Source organism: Microbacterium testaceum StLB037, from assembly GCF_900104345.1.
Classification (GTDB): Bacteria; Actinomycetota; Actinomycetes; order Actinomycetales; family Microbacteriaceae; genus Microbacterium; species Microbacterium testaceum_A.
Genome location: NZ_FNJN01000005.1, coordinates 290181 through 306614, shown reverse-complemented (window position 1 = coordinate 306614; position 16434 = coordinate 290181). Strand labels below are relative to the sequence as shown.

Below are 16434 nucleotides of genomic sequence, written 5' to 3'. Positions count from 1 at the left end.
GTCGCCCGAAGTTGACAACCGGTCTGTCGGCTATGGGCTCAATGTGCACTCACGCATAGCGTCCAGTGAACGTCCCGGCCCGGGGACGTACATGGAGCGCCCTTGGGGGACGCGATCTGTCCGGGATCGATTTCGAAGTCGGCACATTCATTCACCCTCATGCGCGCCCGTACACAATCCTGATCGACGCGCAACCGAGGAGCAGCACATGCCATTGTCCAACACCGGCCGTCCACGCATCGTGGCCGGAGCGCTCATCGGGGCGCTACTCGCAACCGGGGCCGCCGCCGGCGCAAGCACTCCCGCGTTCGCCGCGGCCTGCATCACGACGCCGCTGCCGGTCAACATCAGCGTCTTCCTCTCTGGCTATTCCTTCGGTGGTGCGGACGAGATCAACGCCTCGTATGACCCGGCTGATCCACAGTCTCGACCGTTCCCCACGACCGAGCCGTACAGCACCGACGGACACAGCCTGCTTCGCGGCGGTGCAGGAAATACCGTCACGAATCTCACCCCGGTCGCCGACTGGGTCATCGTGGAGCTCCGCGACACGGTCGACGCCTCGCTGATCGTGGCGACGGACACCGTCCCCGTTGATCGCCTGACCGGAGCCGCGCTCACGACCCCGGAGTTCGCTGTTCCCGCCGGCAGCTACCGGGTCGCCATCGCGCAACGCAACCACCTGACCGCCATGGCCGCCACGCCGGTGACCCTTGGCGCAGCGCTGACCCCGACGGTCGACTTCACCGACCCGGCCACGCTGATGTACAACCAAGTTCCGGCCAACGCCGGCAAAGAAAGGTACCCCACCCCGGCGCGTCTTCAGCTGGTCCCGGGGGACTTCGATGCGAACGGTGTCATCGATGCCGCAGACTACACAGCGTTGAATATCGCGGTGTCGCAGCAGCCGCCTGGCTACTCGGTCTACGACATCAACCTCGACGGCTTCGTGGATGGCAGTGACACCGGCACCTTCAACGCAGTAGTCGCCGGACAGTACGGCGCGGCATCCGTGCCAGCTGGACGTCTCGCGCCGGTCCCGGTGTGCGACGCACCGCGCATCACCTCTGCTGCCCCGTCCACACCCACCTCGGGTACCCCTTACACATCCACGGTGACCGCCTCCGGCACCGGCCCGATCACCTACTCGGTGAGCAACGGAACCCTCCCGCCGGGTCTCACCCTGGACCCGACCACCGGGACAATCTCGGGCACGGCCACCACCCCGGGAACCTACCTGTTCCGTGTAACCGCGACGAACGCCTACGGAGCCGACTCCGCCGACTACACCCTCGCGATCGCCACACCCCCAGCGATCACAACACCCACCATCCCGGCAGGCACAGCCGGCGCTCCTTACTCGCAGACGATCACTACGACCGGCAGCGGTCCGATCACCTACGCCGTCACAAACGGCACCCTGCCCCCTGGGCTCACGCTCGACGCAACAACAGGCGTGATCTCCGGAACTCCGTCGCGGTCCGGCGCCTTCTCGTTCTCGATCACCGCATCCAACGCAGCTGGCGCGGACACCCGCACCTACGGCGTGACGATCGGTGCGACCGTCTCGCCCCCGACCTCCACCCCCAACCCGGTCGTGCCCGCCTCGAGCAACTCCTCACACCTCGCCGTCACCGGCGGTGACTACACCGCCTCACTGTATGCAGGCGTGGTGGGACTTCTGATGCTCCTCGCTGGAGCAAGCGCGTACGTCATCACGCGTCGCCGGCGCGTCTGACTAGATGGTCCTGCGTACCCGGCTCCCGCAGCCGGTGCGCAGGACCACCTGACGTGGGCACTCGCGATCTCCTATACCGTCTGCACACACGGGCTCGCATGTCACGCCCGGTTCGGTCGGCCTATGACCGCTCGTCCCGGACCGTCGGCCGGCGCCGCCTGGTCGACGACCGTGCGGGAGTGGTCAGTCCGACGGTGGAGCGGGGCGCTCGGGCCCGATGACAAGGTTTGCCATCGACGCGGAGGCTTCTCTCATGGCCACGATGAACATCTCCCTCCCGGATGAGCTGCGTGCGTTCGCCGACGAGCAGGTGAGCTCGCACCTCTACGCGTCGAGCAGGGAATACGTACGCGAACTCATCCGCCGCGACCGCGACAACGTGCGCCTCCGCGATGCCGTCCTCGACGGCGTCCGTTCGGGCGACGGTTCGGAAATGGATGCCGCCTACTTCGATCGACTGCGGGCGCGCGGCACCGAATCCCGGTGACGCGCCGCGTCGTCTCCTCTCACGCCACCGACGATGACCTCACCGGCGCCGTGGAGGTCTACCGGCCGACCGCCGACGCGGCGACGGCCGAGCGGTTCTTCGACGTGATCGAACAGTGCGTTCGCCGCAGCGCGGCCTTCCCCTCGGTGGGGTCGATGTCGGCCGAAGCCCTCACCGGAATCCCGGGACTCCGCAGTCTGGCGGTCGAGAGGTTCCGGTATACGAACGATGACGATGTCGTCCGGGTTCACCGCGTGCTGCACGCGCGCCGCGATGTGGGACGCGTCTTCGCCGACTGAGGGGCCAGTCAGCCCGCGCGGAACTCCTCGGCGAGCACGCCCATGAGGACCTCGTCATGGAATCGCCCACCGTGGAACGCCACCGCGCGTCTCACGCCCTCGCGCACGAATCCCGCCTTCTCGTAGGCCCGGATGGCGCGGTCGTTGAAGGCCCACACGCGGAGCTCGACCTTGTGCACCCCGAGCTCGTCGAAGGCGAACCGCAGCATGGTGCGCGTGGCATCCGCGCCGTATCCGCGGCCGACGGCATCGGGGCCGAGGACGATCGCGAAGGTCGCGACGCGGACCGGGAGGGCGGCTCCCCACATCGTGGCGTGACCGATGAGCTGCCCGGTCTCGTCGTCGATGCTGAAGCCCGCCCCGCCGGGGGAGTCATTGCGGCTCCACGCCTGGAACATCTCGCGAACGGATGCCGCCGGGCGCGGGCTCACGCTGTTCTGCTGCAGCACGGCGCTATCGCTCCGCAGCCACCAGTCGACGAGCCGGTCGAGGTCGGCGTCGGTCAGCGCGCGGAGCCGCACGCGCTCGCCGCGCAGCAGGGCGGAACCGTATGCCAGGGCGGTGTCGGTGTCGTGGATCGCGTCGTCGGCCATGTCCCGACGCTACCCAACCGGTCGGACACCGTGCCGTCCGGGTCTCGGGCGCGTGCACAACGGCGGGACCCTGGGCCGACACCCCGGCGGCGTCGACCGAGAAGCGGCGTGTCGAGCGAACGACCCGCCGTTGTGCTCGCACGTGTCCCGCGGTCGGGCCGCGAGCCCCCGCGGTTGTGCTCGCGGACGCCCCGCATGTGCTCGCGCACGACCCACGGGTGTCTCGACGGCGGACCACCCCTCGCCGCCCTCGGCGGCCCCGCCGCCTAGGCTGGACGCGAGGAGTGAGATGTCGTCGAGAGCAGGGCGCGCGCAGCGGGCGGGGCGCGGCATGGCCGCGGCCGCGGTCGCGACGTTCGTGGCGACCCTCTCGCACGCGGCCGTCTCGGCTGAGCGGCCGCCCCTCGTCAACATCGTGCTGGCCCTGTGCCTCGCGGCTCCCGTCTGCGTCATGCTCGCGGGTCGTGCACTGTCGTGGACGCGTCTGTCGCTCGCGGTCGTGCTCAGCCAGGCGCTGTTCCACGCGCTGCTCGTGCTCGATCTGCAGGGCGGGTTCGTCCCGGCCGCTCACCACGGCGCGGCATCCATCCTCAGCGCGGCCGGAGCGCACAGTGCGTCGGCTCACGGCGCGGAGTCGCCGTGGATGTGGACGGCGCACGCCGTCGCCGCTCTGGTGACGGTGGTCGCCCTCGGTCGTGGCGAGCGGGCGGTGCAGGCGATCGCCCGGTTCTTCGTCGCGGTGCTCTCTGTGCTGCGCCCCGTGCGGGGTCTTCCTCCGCGGACGGATGCCGTTCTCTCCGCGCCCGAGCCGCTGCTGCTGACGACGGCGATGACCGTGCTGTCGTCGATGAGGCACCGGGGTCCGCCGCTCGCGGCCTGATCCCGCCCCCATCCTTCGCGCGAAAGAAGCGCCTCATCGGCGTGCGCATTTCTCAGAAAGCAGCACCATGTCTCGAAAGACCACTCTTCGTCGTACCCTCGTCGGCCTCGCCGCCGGCGCGGCCATGGCGATCGCCGTGCCCCTCGCGGCGTCGGCCCACGTCACCGTCAACCCCAACACCGCCACCCCCGGCAGCTACGCCACGGTGAACTTCCGCGTCCCCACTGAGTCCGAGACCGCGTCCACCGTGAAGGTCGAGGTGACTCTGCCGACCGACACCCCGCTGACCTCGGTCCTCGTCGAGCCCGTCCCGGGCTGGACCGCCACCGTCGAGAAGGGGGCGCTACCCGCCCCCGTCGAGGTCGACGGCAACACCATCTCGGACGGCCCGCTCAAGATCGTGTGGCAGGCCGACCCCGGTGTGGGCATCGGGCGGGACCAGTTCCAGATCTTCTCGGCGGTCCTCGGGCCGATCCCCGACACGGGTCACCTCGTGCTCCCCGCCGTGCAGACGTACTCGGACGGCTCGGTCGTCGACTGGACGAACACCCCCGAGCAGGTCGCGGCAGACGACACGCTCGAGCCCGCGCCCGTGCTGTACATCAACGACACCCCGCCCGCGAGCGGCCACGGCGGTCACGGCGGGGCATCGGCTGCGCCGACGATGGACGACCACTCGATGGAGGCCGCGGCTCAGACGAGCGACTCCTCGGGACTGTCGCTGGGTCTCAGCATCGCCGCTCTCGTGATCGCGATCGCCGGCGCCGTTCTCGGCGCCATCGCCGTGTCGCGTCGCCCGAAGCGCAGTTGAGCATGGGCTCCCGGAACGCTCTGCGCCGGGCCCTGGTCGGGGCGGTGGTCGTCGCTGCGGCGATGACCGCCGCTCTCGGCGGGTCGTCGGCGGCCTCTGCGCACGACAGCCTCGTGTCGTCGACGCCCGCCGAGGGGGAAAGCGTCTCGTCGCTGTCGGAGGTCACCCTCGATTTCAGCGCCAATCTGCTCGGCTACGACGGCGGCAACATCGTCATCGTGATCGGGCCCGACGGCAGGCACTACGAGAGCGAGTGCGTGGCCCTCGCGGGGCCGACCCTCACCCTCCCGGTCGCTCTCGGAGCGCCCGGTGGGTACACGGTGGAGTGGCGAGCGGTCTCGTCCGACGGGCATCCCGTCTCGGGCGAGATCCCGTTCACGTACACCGGTGAGAGCGTGTCGGCCGGTGCCGACGCCTCCCCGTGCGCGGGCGCTCAGGGGGCCGCCCCGGCGGAGACCCCGGTGGCCGCACCCTCCACCTCGGGCGGGATGTCGGGCCTGACCGTGGGCCTGCTCGTGGGCGGTGGAGCGGTCGTGTTCGTCGGCGTGATCGTCGTCGTCATCCTCAGCCGCCGTCCCCGCGAGGAGCAGGAGTCGTCCGACACCGAGTAGTTCCGGATGCCATGACCCGGCGCGTCCACCCCGAGTCCCGTTCCGCGGGGTCGAGGGGGTGCGCCGGGTTTCGGCATCCCGAGCCGAACGGGGAGTCCTGGGAGGCGGGGGACGACGCTGATCGACTCTCGCGAGGCGGCGCCGGCGGAGGCCTAGAGGCTGCCGCCGGGCACCGAGAACGTGTCGCAGGCGTTGACGCCGCCCTGGCGGCCCTCGTCGAACCACCGGGTGCGCTGCGCGCTCGATCCGTGCGTGAAGCTGTCGGGGTTCGAGATCTGACCCGCCTCGGCCTGGATGTGGTCGTCGCCCACGGCGGACGCGGCCGACAGGGCATCGAGGATCTGCTGCTCGGTCGGAGGCTGAAGGTAGGGGGTGCCGTTCTCGTCCACCTGCTCGGAGGCCGCGGCGACCCAGGCCCCCGCGAAGCAGTCCGCCTGCAATTCGGTGCGGACGCCGTTGCTGTCGGCGCCGGTGCCATTGTTCGGGTACTGCTCCATCACGCCGGTGAGGTTCTGGACGTGGTGGCCGTACTCGTGCGCGAGCACGTAGAGCTGGGCGAGGGGGCCCGCGGTGGTGTCGTACTGCGCGCGAAGGATCGAGAAGAAGGTCGGGTCGACGAACACCGTCTCGTCGGGCGGGCAGTAGAACGGACCGGTCGCGTTCGAGGCTGTGCCGCACGAGCTCCCCGTCTGCTGGTCGACGATGACGAGCTGGGGCTTGCGGTAGCCGTCGAGGCGTTCCGCCCAGAACTGGTCGATGTCGAGCGATGCCGCGGCCAAGCGGCAGGCGTCGTCGCTGTTGGCATCCCGGCCCGTCTCGCAGCTCGCGACCTGTTCGCCGCCGCTGCCGGGGGCCGCGCCGCCACCCGAGCCGAGCAGGCCGGTGAGGTCGGTCCCGGTGAACATCGAGATGAGCAGCACCACCACGGCGCCGAGGCCCACGGCCCCACCGCCGACGGCCGCCACGGCTCCTCCTCGGCGCTTGGCCGAGTTGCCGCCGACGCGGGCATTGTCGTTGAACGTCACGGCGGTCACGCTACGCGCCGACCGGACCGTCGCCGAGGGGCTGGACTTCGGGTGCGGGAGCCGTTCGCGTCGGCGTCGTCCGTCGGCACACCCCGCGGTGTGACTCTGCTCCGTGTCCCGTCCCCGGTTACCGCTGTGTGATCGGCCACGTCTCGATGTCGAACTGCCCGAAGGGCAACGGCGAGTACAGCGAGAACGAGCTCCAGTCGTCGACGTGCACTGTCATGATCGCGATCCAGCCGACGGCCAGGGCTACCAGCGTGAGGACGACGATCGCCATCCGCGCGTTGTTCAGCATGCGGAAGGCGTGATCTTCGTCACCGGCTCGGCGGAGGATGCGGGTGATCGTTCCGATCACGACCACCGCGAGGAGGGCGAAAAGGAGTGGGCTCGGACTCAACTCGATCGACCCGCACCGCGGCTCGATGGCGGTCGGAGCGCCGCCGGCATCGATGAACCCCTGTCCGTTCGCAGCGAGGCCGCCCGAGCAGCTCTGGTGCGTGCCGCGGAGGAACATCGCCGACACGGCCGACGCGACGATGGCCCAGACAAGGAGGGAGCGGATGCCGACGAGGAGCGCCGACCCCGGCAGGAGCGGTGTCGTGTTCTCGGTGGGAGTCGTGGTCACAGCGTCCTCCGGCGGAAGGGGGCGAGATCCCACCCTCACACGGATCGCGGCGCGACGCGAGGGCCCCGGCCTCGCGGCTGGGCCGGAGCAGGACACCTCAGCCGAGGAACTCCCGCGCCGCCACGACGAGATTCTCCACGCCGCGGTCGATCGTCGGCTGCATCACCGGGGCGAAGTACGGCGAGTGGTTCGTCGGGATGTCGCGCTCGATGGTGCCTCCCGCGAAGGCCTTCTGGAACGTCTCGGGATCGACACCGCCCCAGAACCAGAACACCAGGGGGGCGCCCGACTCGCGCGCGAACCACGACACGTCCTCGCTCCCGGTGAACATGCCGGGGTCGACGACCGAGCCCTCACCGAACGAGCGCTGGAACGCCGCGGTGAGGCGGGCCGTGGCATCCGTGTCGTTGATGGTCGGCGGCAGGGTGTGATCGGTGGTGATGGTGGGCGTCTGCTCGGCCCCCGATGCCTCGGCCTCGGCGCGGATGATGCGCTCGACCTTCGTCATCACGCGCTCGCGCGCGGCGTCGTCGGGGTAGCGCAGGCTCAGCTCGAGCTTGGCCTCGGCGGGGATGATGTTGTTCTTCAGTCCGGCGTGGATCGATCCGACGGTCACGACGGCGACGTCGCGGGGGTCGACCTCGCGCGAGACGACGGTCTGCAGGCGCATGACGGTGGCGGCGGCCATGACGACGGGGTCGATCGTGGAGTGCGGGCGCGAACCGTGACCCCCGCGGCCGTGGAGCACGACGGTGAGGCCGTCGGATGCCGCCATCTGCGTGCCCGGTCGCACGCCGATCATGCCGGCGGGAAGGGGCGTGACGTGCTGGCCGAGCACGATGTCGGGTTTCGGGTACCGGTCGAGCACGCCGTCGGCGATCATCGCCTTCGAGCCCGCCCCGTACTCCTCGGCGGGCTGGAAGACGGCGACGACCGTCCCCGCCCACTCGTCGCGCGTGGCGACGAGGCGCTCGAGGGCACCGATCAGGGCGGTGACGTGCATGTCGTGGCCGCACGCGTGCATCACGGGGACGGCGTTGCCGGCCGGGTCGGTGCCGCGCGCGGTGCTGGCGTACGCGAGGCCCGTCTGCTCCTCGACGGGAAGGCCGTCCATGTCGGCGCGCACCCACACGACGGGACCCTCGCCGTTGGCGATGGTCGTGACGAGGCCGGTGCGGCCGACGCCCTCTTCGACGTCGAGCCCGAGATCCGCGAGGTGGCGGGCGATGACACCCGCCGTCCGCGTCTCCTGGAACGACAGCTCGGGGTGGGCGTGCAGGTCGGTGTAGAGGCTTTCGAGGTCGACGCTCATGCCCCGAGCCTAGTCAGCGGGGCGCTACCGGATGCCGCTCACCCCCGCAACCCATCCGCTTCGGTCAGGTTGAGCGGCGACGCTGACGCCATGACCACCACACACTTCGACTACCTCATCGTCGGCGGCGGAATGGTCGCCGACACCGCCGCCCGCGGCATCCGCGAGATTGACGCCGACGGATCCATCGGGATCCTGAGCGACGACGTCGACGAGCCGTACACGCGCCCCGCCCTGAGCAAGAAGCTGTGGACCGATGACGAGTTCACGTGGGAGAAGGTGCCCCTCGGCACCGCCGACGACACCGGCGCCGACATCCGGCTGCGCACGCGCGCCACGGCGATCCGCCCCGGCGAGCACGAAGTGGATGCCGGAGACCAGACGTTCTCGTACGGCAAGCTCCTGCTCGCCACCGGCGGCAAGCCCGTCCCCCTCCCCGTCGACGACCGCTCGAACGGAGAGCGCGCACTGACCTTCCGCACGGCCGAGGACTACCGCCGCCTGCGCGCCCTCTCGAAGGACGTCGACCGCATCGCCGTGGTCGGCGGGGGATACATCGGCTCGGAGCTTGCCGCAGCCCTCGTGCAGAACGACGTCGAGACCGTGCTGATCCACACCGGTGCGGTGCTCGGTGACGCGGTGTTCCCGCCGGCGCTCGCAGAGCGGTTCGAGAAGCTCTTCCGCGATGCCGGCGTCGAGATCGTCGCGGGTTCGAAGGTCTCGGGAGGAGAAGTGGATGCCGCGGGCGCCCGCCTCGACCTCGAGAACGGTGACCAGGTCCGCGCGGATGCCGTCGTGAGCGGTCTCGGTATCGAGGTCGCCACCGACCTGGCGGAGAACGCCGGGCTGACGGTGGACGACGGCGTGCACGTCGACGCGCAGCTGCGGGCGTCGGCCGACGACGTGTACGCCGCGGGCGACGTCGCCAGCTACCCCGACCGCCTGCTCGGGCGCCGCCGCGTCGAGCACGTCGACAACGCCAACGAGCAGGGCAAGGCGGCCGGACGCAATCTCGCGGGCGCCGCCGAGCCCTACACGCACACGCCGTACTACTACTCGGCGGTCTTCGGCATCCGGTACGAGGCGGTCGGAACCCTCGACTCCTCTCTCGAGACGGTCGAGGACTGGATCGACACCGAGCGCGGCGTCGTCTACTACCTCGACGACGATCGGGTCGTCGGCGTCCTGCTCTGGAACGTCGAAGAGGCGCGGGATGCCGCCCGCGCGGTGCTCGCTGAGGCGGACACCCTGACGCGCGACGACCTCGTCGGGCGAATCCGCTGACGGTGCGGGCGAGGGCGCGAGGTGCGGACGGCCTCGCCCCTCGCCGTGCGCCGGGCTCCGCGCTCGTGCGGAGGGCCCCGCGGCACTAACCTGGACGCGCGCTGACAGTCTTCGGCGCGAGAGACCCCCCAGGAGCGCCCGATGGCCACCGCTGAACTCCGATTGTCCGTCCCCGTCGATCGAGCCCGCGACGCGGTCGGCTACGCCCTCGCCGAGCAGGGCTTCTCGGTGCAACCGACGGCATCCGGCTCCCTCGACGTCTCGCGCGGCAGCATGGGCACCACCCTCGTCGCCGGAGCCTTCGCGGGTCAGGACATGCACGTCCGCTTCGACGTGCACTTCTCTCAGGCTACCGAGGGGACGCTCGCGTCGTTCGAGCACTCCGCGGTCGGCGGGTTCTTCAAGGGCGGCGCGATCGGCGCGGCCAAGGCCGGCGATGTCGTGCGACAGGCGGCTCATCTCACCGGTGAGCGCCTGGCTCAGCAGGGCCTGCTCGTCGGCGGCGTGCCGGCGGCCCCGTCCGATGCGGGCGCCGCGCAGCAGCCGGTCGCGACCGACGGCACGTGGGCACCTCCGGTTCCGCCGGCGCCGCCCGGGTACCCGGGCGCGGCCGCTCCCGCCGCGGACGGCTCGAGCGCCGCCCCCGCCTACGGTGCGACGCCGGAGTACCCCCAGGCGGGTGCACCCGCGTACGGCGCCTCGCCCTACGGCACCGCTCCCGCCGCTTCGGGGAAGACGAACGGCATCTCGATCCTCGCGATCATCCTCGGCTTCGTGTTCCCCGTCGGCGGCATCATCGCGGGTGCCGTGGCCCTCGCCCAGATCAAGCGCACCGGCGAGAAGGGACGCGGCCTCGCCATCACCGGCATCGTCGCGGGCGCCGTCATCAGCGTCCTGGCGATCATCGCCGTGATCGGTCTCGTGATCTTCTCGATCGCGGTCGGTTCGCAGGCGTCCTCGTCGGACCCCTTCGACATCCCGGACTACCCGCAGGACGGCGGCGTCACCGTGGGCCCGAGCGAGGCGGCCCCGGGCGACGGCGACACGTTCACGCTGCCCGTCGGCGCGTGCCTCGACAACGTCCCGGGCGGCTTCATCAGCTCGTCCAACCTCGTCGACTGCGCGGTCCCGCACACGTACGAGGTGTTCAGCAGCTTCCTCCTGCCCGAGGGGACGTTCCCGGGCGACGACGCGATCGCGACCGCGGCCCAGGAGGGCTGCGACGCTGCGTTCCCGTCGTTCGTCGGCATCCCCTTCGACCAGTCGGCGCTGAACTATCAGTTCGTCGCTCCCACCGAAGACACCTGGGCCGGCGGCGACCGCGAGATCTCGTGCCTGCTGTACGACCCGGCCGTCGAGGAGACCACCGGGTCGCTGGCGGGCTCGGCGCGCTGACGCCGGGCGCGAACGGCGTCCATGCGAGGCGCTGCGTGGCGCGCGGGGCGGGAGGTGCCTCGCGCCGGGGGCGACGGTGGTGAACTCCCCGACGGCGCCATGAGAGTCGCCTGTGTCCTGACAGTGGTCTCGTGCCCGCCGGCGGAGGAACACACGGAGGGGTGAGCGGGGAGACGCAGAGTGGGCCGCGTCCCCCCGCCCGACGCCGAATCGGGTACATTCGGCGCTTGAGCAACCGGGGGAGTCTCTAGGGGGAGAACAGGTTGCTCAAGTCGAAGGTGGGATGAGGCGGGCGTGAATCTCGAACTTCCACACCCGCCCCGAGCGGCCCACCACAGGCTCTGACCACGCGAGGAGCTATCTCGCGCGGATACGATCATCACCCTTGTGCCCGCCCGCCCGGAGGGCCGAGCGTGAGTTTGTCCACTTCGGGTGACGCTCGCGCAGTTATGGCATATCCACCCGATCGCCGAGCAGATGCGATTCGGTAAGCCCGTGAAACCAATTCGACAATTGGACTCTGTTTGTTGTGTCGGTCTTGTCCATCGCGCGAGAAACGTACGTCTTGACCGTGTTCTGACTCAGATGCAGGGCCGCGGAGATCTCTTCGTTACTCGCCCCCAACGCCAGCAATTCGACGACTTGGATCTCTCTGTCGGAGAGCACGGTGGTGCTGGTCTTCGATGAGCAGTCTGCGCCGACGAGCGCCGTGATGAAGTCGGCTGCGGGAGCCGTCTTGGCGACGAAAGCGTTGACACCGACGTTGCGTGCGTCCGCGTACAGCGCCGGGTTGTCGATCGACGACATGAGGACTATGCGCAGGTCCGGGTACATGAGACGGACCCGGCGCGCGACGGAGAGCCCCGATTCCTCGGGCATGAAGAGGTCCATGAGAAGAACGTCGGGTTGCAGGTCTTTCACGGCCTCCAGGAGCCCCCGATGACCGGCGAATTCCCCCACGATCGAGACGCTCGTATTCCCGCGCAACAGGAGCCTGATGCCGGTGCGCACCAGCGGATCGTCATCGATCACCAGCACGCGAGCCGGCTTGCTAGACACGTTCATCGAATTCTCCCTCGCGAGCACCCCCAGGCGCCGGAGACGAAACGTATCACCCGAGCTCCGCCCTCCCCGGGCGAGATGCAGCCCAACCATCAACATCGGTTGACACGGAGCATCCCGACAGTGCGCGGTATCCGGTACTGTCGGTCTCCAATCCGTCGGAAGACGGAAAACGCACTCACGTTGCACCCGATCAGCGCTAGGCGGACTACTCGTCGTGCCGCGATCCAGCGCCCGACCCGTGCGGAGGACGCATTGGTGAAAGACAACCTCGACTACTTCAGGTCGTATCAGCGAAACGCACTACTCGCTGCGGGTGCGGGAGCGATCGGGTTGGCGCTTTTCGCCTTAGCCGCCCCGCCTCTGCAATTGTGGAATCTGCTCGTCACCCTCGCGATCGGGTCCATCGGCGTGACCGCTCTCCTCTGGAATCACAAGCGAACGCGTCTCGTGGCCGGGATCGTCCTCGCCACCGCCGCCCTGACACCCATCGCCGCCCCCGCCGGGTGGGCGATGATGTTCCTCCTCGGGCTCCGATACACCCCACGGGTGACCATCTGCTTCGTCATCGCGGGGATGACATCGAGCGCCGGTCTTTTCGTGCTGTATCTCATTCGCTGGGCGAATACCTCCAACGCCGGCCTTGCCGCTCTCATCGCGGTGTTCTCGATCCTCACCACTGCCGGCGCGGGCTTCGCGGGAATCGTTGCCGGCCACCAGCGTCGGCGGAACGCCGAGGTGACCGACCTCTTCCTCGACGCGATGAAGCAGGCGCCTCGTATCTCCGAGCAGGCGACGCAGGCGGAGCGCTCACGCATCGCCCGCCTGCTCCACGACGAACTCGGTCACAATCTGGCGCTCATCAACCTTTTCGTCAGCAGCATCGAGACCGCCCGGCTGACCGACAGCGAGATCAGAGAAGCTCTCAGCACCATCCGCGATCAGAACCGGGCGGCTGCGCGGGCGCTCGCGAACACCGTCACCGACCTCACGTCCACGTCGAGCAGGGCTGTGCTGGAAGACAGGCTCGCCGATATCGTCCGTGAGGTCGAGCGCGCAGGGCTCGCCGTGTCGATCGACCTCGTCGACGACCTTCCGCTCAGCGGTGCTCATTCCGACTTCGTCGTACGCACCGTCCGCGAAGGATTGACGAACGCGGTGAAATACGCGCGGCCCGCTCGGGCGGACGTCACGTCCGCGTTCGACGAGCGATCAGCGACGGTGACCTTCACCATCGCGAGTCCACGCGCAGAGGAACATGAGGCGGGACACCCGATCTCGAGCGGGAATGGCATTCGAAGCCTCCAGACAGATGCCGTTCCCGTCGGGGGAGTGGTGACCTTCGCAACAGACGACGCCCGTGCGTACTTGACTCTCATGTTGCCCATCGATTTAGAAGAAGTCGGTGGTCATCAAATGACGGACGCAGCCCACCGGTCGGAACATTCCGACGAATAACGCGCGCTCTCGTGGCCGAAAGTTGATCTCCCACCGGGATTGCTCCGCAGCCGTGTCAGCGGGTCGTTAGATTCGCACGCATTGCGGCGTCTGTCGCCGTATCCGGAGAAGACGAAAGGCCTCCCACGTGGCGCAGCGGAAAATCATCCAGATGGTCGACGACCTCGACGGGGCAGTCATCGAAGACGGCGAGACCGTCCACTTCTCGATCGACGGTCGTGTGTACGAGGTGGATCTCTCGAGACGGAACGCCCAGGCCCTTCGTGACATTCTCGCCCCTTACGTGGCGGCCGGCCGCCGCTCCGGGGGTCCCGCTCGCACGCGACGCGCCGCGTCGACCCGTGACGTCGAGGCCATCCGGAGATGGGCGACCGCGAACGGCTTCGTGGTCAGTGACAAGGGCAGGATGTCGAACACCGTCCTCGAGGCCTACCGGGCGGCGAACCACTCCTCGTCCCGGGACTGAGGGTTCCTTCGCTCAACGGCAGGCGCGCCCGTCGTTCGCCTACCGCGAGAGGGCGAGGGCCACGACGGCAATCACACCGCCCCACACGGGGATGACGAGAAGAGCGGCGATGAGAACTCCGCGGAAGAACGACAGCGACTCCGCCCGACCCCCGTCGCGGCTGCGGACATTCTCCGAGGTCTCCGTCGGGTCGGCGGACGGATCGTTCGATCGCAGCGGGTGAGGGTGTGCTCCGGCGGAGCGTTGAGACGCGCTGAGCGCGGCGGGGACAGAGAATGTCGGCATCGCGATCACCTCGGGATCAGGTCGCCGGGCCCGGGATGCCCGGTGATCGCATCACTGTAGGAACGCCCACCTCGACTTCGGCGCGCGCCGACGCCGTTTGTCAACTTCTGACCACCGATCGCACCGCGCGTCGCGCAGCAGGCGCTCCCCGGGGGAGAGGGGCGGACTCGTCCGCTGCTCGCCAGAACGAGCGCGAGCTGGGCCGCGCTGATGGAGAACAGGACGGCATCGGGCTAGCGAGAGGCAGCGCCATGGTGTGGGAGACCGAGGTGATGTGCTCCGCTGGTCGCCGCCGCCAGCTGCGCGATCTCGGGGTGGAACCGCCACGTGATGATGACGCGCTGAGTGTCGTTTCGCGCGACGCGCGATGCCTCCGCCAGCACGTCCCACAGGTCGACCAGGGCGACATCGTCAGCGAACACCACACCGGACGGCATCAGATCCAGTGCCGTGCGGACGGCGGTCGCTGTCGGGGCCGTCAGTCGTATCCACTCGGACGTCTGCTCCACGGCATCCGCGACGATGGTCGATCGCAGGCGTTTCGTCGCTCCCGTGACGATCACGACACGGTGCGGCCCGGTGAGCGCGTCGTGCACCGCGCGCCGCAGGGATTGCACGGCCGGCCTTCTGCCGGCGGGAGTGGAGGGGGAGATGTTCATCGGGACTCCTTCATGTGCGGGCCCCGCGCATGAGACAGCGCGGGAAACGAAACTCCTTCCGTCGGTTGACGCCCGGGGCGCAGGAATCTATCGCCGACCCGTGCGCGCGAATTCCGCTCCTTCGAGGGGATGCCGATGAGGGCTGAGGAGAGTACGGCGGCGGGGGAGGCAGACCGCCTCGCCGCCCTCGCCGCCGCCGGAGACCGAGCCGCGGCGGCCCGGTATCTGCAAAATGTGCTGCCGTATCTGAAGCGAATGGCGAACCACGTCACCCCGCCGCCCCTTGACCCTGACGACGTCCTCAGCGAGGCCCTCTCTCGGCTGCTGCGCAAGTGGAACCAGGGCACCGGACCCCAAACGCACGCGCACACGTATGTCATCCGAACGATGCGGAACATCGTCGTCGACGAATACCGTGCGTCGCGTTCCCGAGATGTTCCCCTCGGCCTCGAGGGGATGCCCACGGACGAATCGGTCGACGATTCGTTGCGCGAAATCGAGCTGGATGGCGAGTTCACGCTCATCCGGGAAGCTTTCCGCAGCCTCCCCGAGGACCAGAGGAAGGTTCTCGACGCCGTCACCGTTCAGGGACGGAAGCCCTCCGAGCTGACAGGCGAACTCGGTCGAAACGCCGCCGCCGTCTCGAATCTGCTCCGACGAGCCAAACTCGCCCTCCGCCGCGCCACTCTCGTGTCGACACTGCGCCGGGGGCACGCCGACTGCGCCGCCAACGCCGCGCACATTCCGCGGACTCCGCAGCCGGAGTGGCAGGCGCACGAACCCGCTGCGCCGGGGCTGGCGCACATCGGCGGCTGCCGCACGTGCCAAGACAACTGGCGGCGATGGGCGACCCTGACGTCGGCGCTCGGCGTCACGACCGTCCTCGTCGTGTCATCCGTGAGCGAGCCCCCTGCTGCCGTCGCTCTCTCGCCCCTTCGACACGGGAGTCGTCACCGGGTGGTGGAGCGCGGGACGCGCGTGATCTCGCGGGCGCTCACGGGGCTGACGCCGGGCGCCATGTCCGTCGCTGCCGGCTCGACCTTGGCCGCGGTCGGACTCGTCACGCTCTTGCTCACCTCTGCCGCCGAACCCCCCGCGCACTTCACCGCCGAGGCGACCTCACCGACCACCCTGTCGCTCTCATTCGTCGTCGACGCGGAGACCTGGCGAGCCGACTCGATCGCCCTCACGATCGAGGGCGGGCGCCTCGGCGAGATGCCTCCCGCCTGGAGGTGCGAGACGCGTGCCGACACTGTGGTGTGCGACCCCGGCCCGGGACCGATAGACGCCGTCCTCACCGTCGTCTCCGACGGCACGACGGCCGCACCCGCCTACCGCGTCGTCGTCCACGCACGGGCGGGCCAGTTCGAATTCGAGGGGACCGCCACCGGGTCCCTTCCGCACGGCGCCGCATTTGTCACCCAAAGTTGACAACCGCTGC

The 16434-nt window shown here is 69.4% G+C and carries 18 protein-coding genes; 11 read left to right on the top strand and 7 right to left on the bottom strand.

Annotated elements, in window-relative coordinates; genetic code table 11:
* Positions 1-208 precede the first annotated feature (208 nt).
* The 3 genes from BLS25_RS12825 to BLS25_RS12815 all read left to right on the top strand — a co-directional run bounded on the left by BLS25_RS12825 (position 209) and on the right by BLS25_RS12815 (position 2524).
* Positions 209-1738 carry a putative Ig domain-containing protein gene (locus tag BLS25_RS12825; protein ID WP_074696272.1) on the top strand — a complete coding sequence of 510 codons (1530 nt, stop codon included), beginning with the start codon at positions 209-211 and terminating at the stop codon, positions 1736-1738.
* Between the two features lie 253 nt (positions 1739-1991).
* Positions 1992-2225 (top strand): ribbon-helix-helix domain-containing protein, encoded by a 234-nt coding sequence (locus BLS25_RS12820; protein WP_056225407.1) that lies wholly within the window; start codon positions 1992-1994, stop codon positions 2223-2225.
* A complete protein-coding gene (locus BLS25_RS12815; protein ID WP_074696270.1) occupies positions 2222-2524 on the top strand; it encodes a type II toxin-antitoxin system RelE/ParE family toxin in 303 nt (100 codons plus the stop codon). The genes BLS25_RS12820 and BLS25_RS12815 overlap by 4 nt, the downstream gene beginning before the upstream one ends.
* Before the next feature lie 8 nt (positions 2525-2532).
* Here the strand turns inward: BLS25_RS12815 and BLS25_RS12810 are convergent, their stop codons facing one another.
* Entirely contained in the window at positions 2533-3117 is a 585-nt protein-coding gene (locus BLS25_RS12810; RefSeq protein ID WP_081349834.1) for a GNAT family N-acetyltransferase, read from the bottom strand.
* 289 nt (positions 3118-3406) lie between these two features.
* Between BLS25_RS12810 and BLS25_RS12805 the strand changes: the two genes are divergently transcribed.
* The 3 genes from BLS25_RS12805 (at position 3407) to BLS25_RS12795 (ending at position 5419) form a co-directional block, all read left to right on the top strand.
* Complete coding sequence (locus BLS25_RS12805; RefSeq protein WP_074696268.1) at positions 3407-3997, top strand: hypothetical protein; 591 nt, start codon at positions 3407-3409, stop codon at positions 3995-3997.
* 67 nt (positions 3998-4064) lie between these two features.
* Positions 4065-4808 carry a YcnI family copper-binding membrane protein gene (locus BLS25_RS12800; RefSeq protein ID WP_074696266.1) on the top strand — a complete coding sequence of 248 codons (744 nt, stop codon included), beginning with the start codon at positions 4065-4067 and terminating at the stop codon, positions 4806-4808.
* 2 nt (positions 4809-4810) lie between these two features.
* Positions 4811-5419, top strand: a complete 609-nt coding sequence (locus tag BLS25_RS12795) for a copper resistance CopC family protein (protein ID WP_074696264.1) — start codon at positions 4811-4813, stop codon at positions 5417-5419.
* A gap of 152 nt (positions 5420-5571) precedes the next feature.
* Here BLS25_RS12795 and ypfJ read toward each other — a convergent pair whose 3' ends face one another.
* The 3 genes from ypfJ to BLS25_RS12780 form a co-directional block, all read right to left on the bottom strand.
* Positions 5572-6444: a KPN_02809 family neutral zinc metallopeptidase gene (gene ypfJ, locus BLS25_RS12790; protein ID WP_074696331.1), complete on the bottom strand. Its 873-nt coding sequence runs from the start codon at positions 6442-6444 to the stop codon at positions 5572-5574.
* A gap of 127 nt (positions 6445-6571) precedes the next feature.
* The gene (locus tag BLS25_RS12785) at positions 6572-7072 is read right to left on the bottom strand and encodes a hypothetical protein (RefSeq protein WP_074696262.1); all 501 of its coding nucleotides are present in this window, start codon (positions 7070-7072) and stop codon (positions 6572-6574) included.
* Between the two features lie 97 nt (positions 7073-7169).
* Positions 7170-8384 (bottom strand): amidohydrolase, encoded by a 1215-nt coding sequence (locus BLS25_RS12780; protein WP_074696260.1) that lies wholly within the window; start codon positions 8382-8384, stop codon positions 7170-7172.
* 90 nt (positions 8385-8474) lie between these two features.
* Here BLS25_RS12780 and BLS25_RS12775 point away from each other — a divergent pair, with 90 nt between their 5' ends.
* Together BLS25_RS12775 and BLS25_RS12770 are read left to right on the top strand one after the other, a co-directional pair.
* Complete coding sequence (locus BLS25_RS12775) at positions 8475-9668, top strand: NAD(P)/FAD-dependent oxidoreductase (protein WP_074696258.1); 1194 nt, start codon at positions 8475-8477, stop codon at positions 9666-9668.
* A gap of 141 nt (positions 9669-9809) precedes the next feature.
* Positions 9810-11063 (top strand): DUF4190 domain-containing protein, encoded by a 1254-nt coding sequence (locus tag BLS25_RS12770; protein ID WP_074696256.1) that lies wholly within the window; start codon positions 9810-9812, stop codon positions 11061-11063.
* A gap of 447 nt (positions 11064-11510) precedes the next feature.
* On the opposite strand, the gene BLS25_RS12765 is transcribed toward BLS25_RS12770, so the two are convergent.
* A complete protein-coding gene (locus BLS25_RS12765; RefSeq protein WP_176786370.1) occupies positions 11511-12128 on the bottom strand; it encodes a response regulator transcription factor in 618 nt (205 codons plus the stop codon).
* Between the two features lie 120 nt (positions 12129-12248).
* Between BLS25_RS12765 and BLS25_RS12760 the strand changes: the two genes are divergently transcribed.
* Both BLS25_RS12760 and BLS25_RS12755 read left to right on the top strand, forming a co-directional pair.
* Positions 12249-13583 (top strand): sensor histidine kinase, encoded by a 1335-nt coding sequence (locus BLS25_RS12760; RefSeq protein WP_176786369.1) that lies wholly within the window; start codon positions 12249-12251, stop codon positions 13581-13583.
* Positions 13584-13710: 127 nt separating this feature from the next.
* Entirely contained in the window at positions 13711-14049 is a 339-nt protein-coding gene (locus tag BLS25_RS12755; protein ID WP_074696250.1) for a histone-like nucleoid-structuring protein Lsr2, read from the top strand.
* Between the two features lie 39 nt (positions 14050-14088).
* Here the strand turns inward: BLS25_RS12755 and BLS25_RS12750 are convergent, their stop codons facing one another.
* The gene (locus BLS25_RS12750; protein ID WP_143017948.1) at positions 14089-14334 is read right to left on the bottom strand and encodes a hypothetical protein; all 246 of its coding nucleotides are present in this window, start codon (positions 14332-14334) and stop codon (positions 14089-14091) included.
* Positions 14335-14567: 233 nt separating this feature from the next.
* Positions 14568-14993 carry a hypothetical protein gene (locus BLS25_RS12745; protein WP_074696246.1) on the bottom strand — a complete coding sequence of 142 codons (426 nt, stop codon included), beginning with the start codon at positions 14991-14993 and terminating at the stop codon, positions 14568-14570.
* Between the two features lie 135 nt (positions 14994-15128).
* Here BLS25_RS12745 and BLS25_RS12740 point away from each other — a divergent pair, with 135 nt between their 5' ends.
* Entirely contained in the window at positions 15129-16424 is a 1296-nt protein-coding gene (locus BLS25_RS12740; RefSeq protein WP_176786368.1) for an RNA polymerase sigma factor, read from the top strand.
* The last annotated feature ends 10 nt before the right edge of the window (positions 16425-16434 follow it).

What these genes read in the sequence shown, in the direction of transcription:
- BLS25_RS12825 (WP_074696272.1), top strand. Translation starts at nt 209, where the DNA reads ATGCCATTGTCCAACACCGGCCGTCCACGCATCGTGGCCGGAGCGCTC.
- BLS25_RS12820 (WP_056225407.1), top strand. Translation starts at nt 1,992, where the DNA reads ATGGCCACGATGAACATCTCCCTCCCGGATGAGCTGCGTGCGTTCGCC.
- BLS25_RS12810 (WP_081349834.1), bottom strand. Translation starts at nt 3,117, where the DNA reads ATGGCCGACGACGCGATCCACGACACCGACACCGCCCTGGCATACGGT.
- BLS25_RS12805 (WP_074696268.1), top strand. Translation starts at nt 3,407, where the DNA reads ATGTCGTCGAGAGCAGGGCGCGCGCAGCGGGCGGGGCGCGGCATGGCC.
- BLS25_RS12800 (WP_074696266.1), top strand. Translation starts at nt 4,065, where the DNA reads ATGTCTCGAAAGACCACTCTTCGTCGTACCCTCGTCGGCCTCGCCGCC.
- BLS25_RS12795 (WP_074696264.1), top strand. Translation starts at nt 4,811, where the DNA reads ATGGGCTCCCGGAACGCTCTGCGCCGGGCCCTGGTCGGGGCGGTGGTC.
- BLS25_RS12780 (WP_074696260.1), bottom strand. Translation starts at nt 8,384, where the DNA reads ATGAGCGTCGACCTCGAAAGCCTCTACACCGACCTGCACGCCCACCCC.
- BLS25_RS12775 (WP_074696258.1), top strand. Translation starts at nt 8,475, where the DNA reads ATGACCACCACACACTTCGACTACCTCATCGTCGGCGGCGGAATGGTC.
- BLS25_RS12770 (WP_074696256.1), top strand. Translation starts at nt 9,810, where the DNA reads ATGGCCACCGCTGAACTCCGATTGTCCGTCCCCGTCGATCGAGCCCGC.
- BLS25_RS12765 (WP_176786370.1), bottom strand. Translation starts at nt 12,128, where the DNA reads ATGAACGTGTCTAGCAAGCCGGCTCGCGTGCTGGTGATCGATGACGAT.
- BLS25_RS12750 (WP_143017948.1), bottom strand. Translation starts at nt 14,334, where the DNA reads ATGCCGACATTCTCTGTCCCCGCCGCGCTCAGCGCGTCTCAACGCTCC.
- BLS25_RS12745 (WP_074696246.1), bottom strand. Translation starts at nt 14,993, where the DNA reads ATGAACATCTCCCCCTCCACTCCCGCCGGCAGAAGGCCGGCCGTGCAA.
- BLS25_RS12740 (WP_176786368.1), top strand. Translation starts at nt 15,129, where the DNA reads ATGAGGGCTGAGGAGAGTACGGCGGCGGGGGAGGCAGACCGCCTCGCC.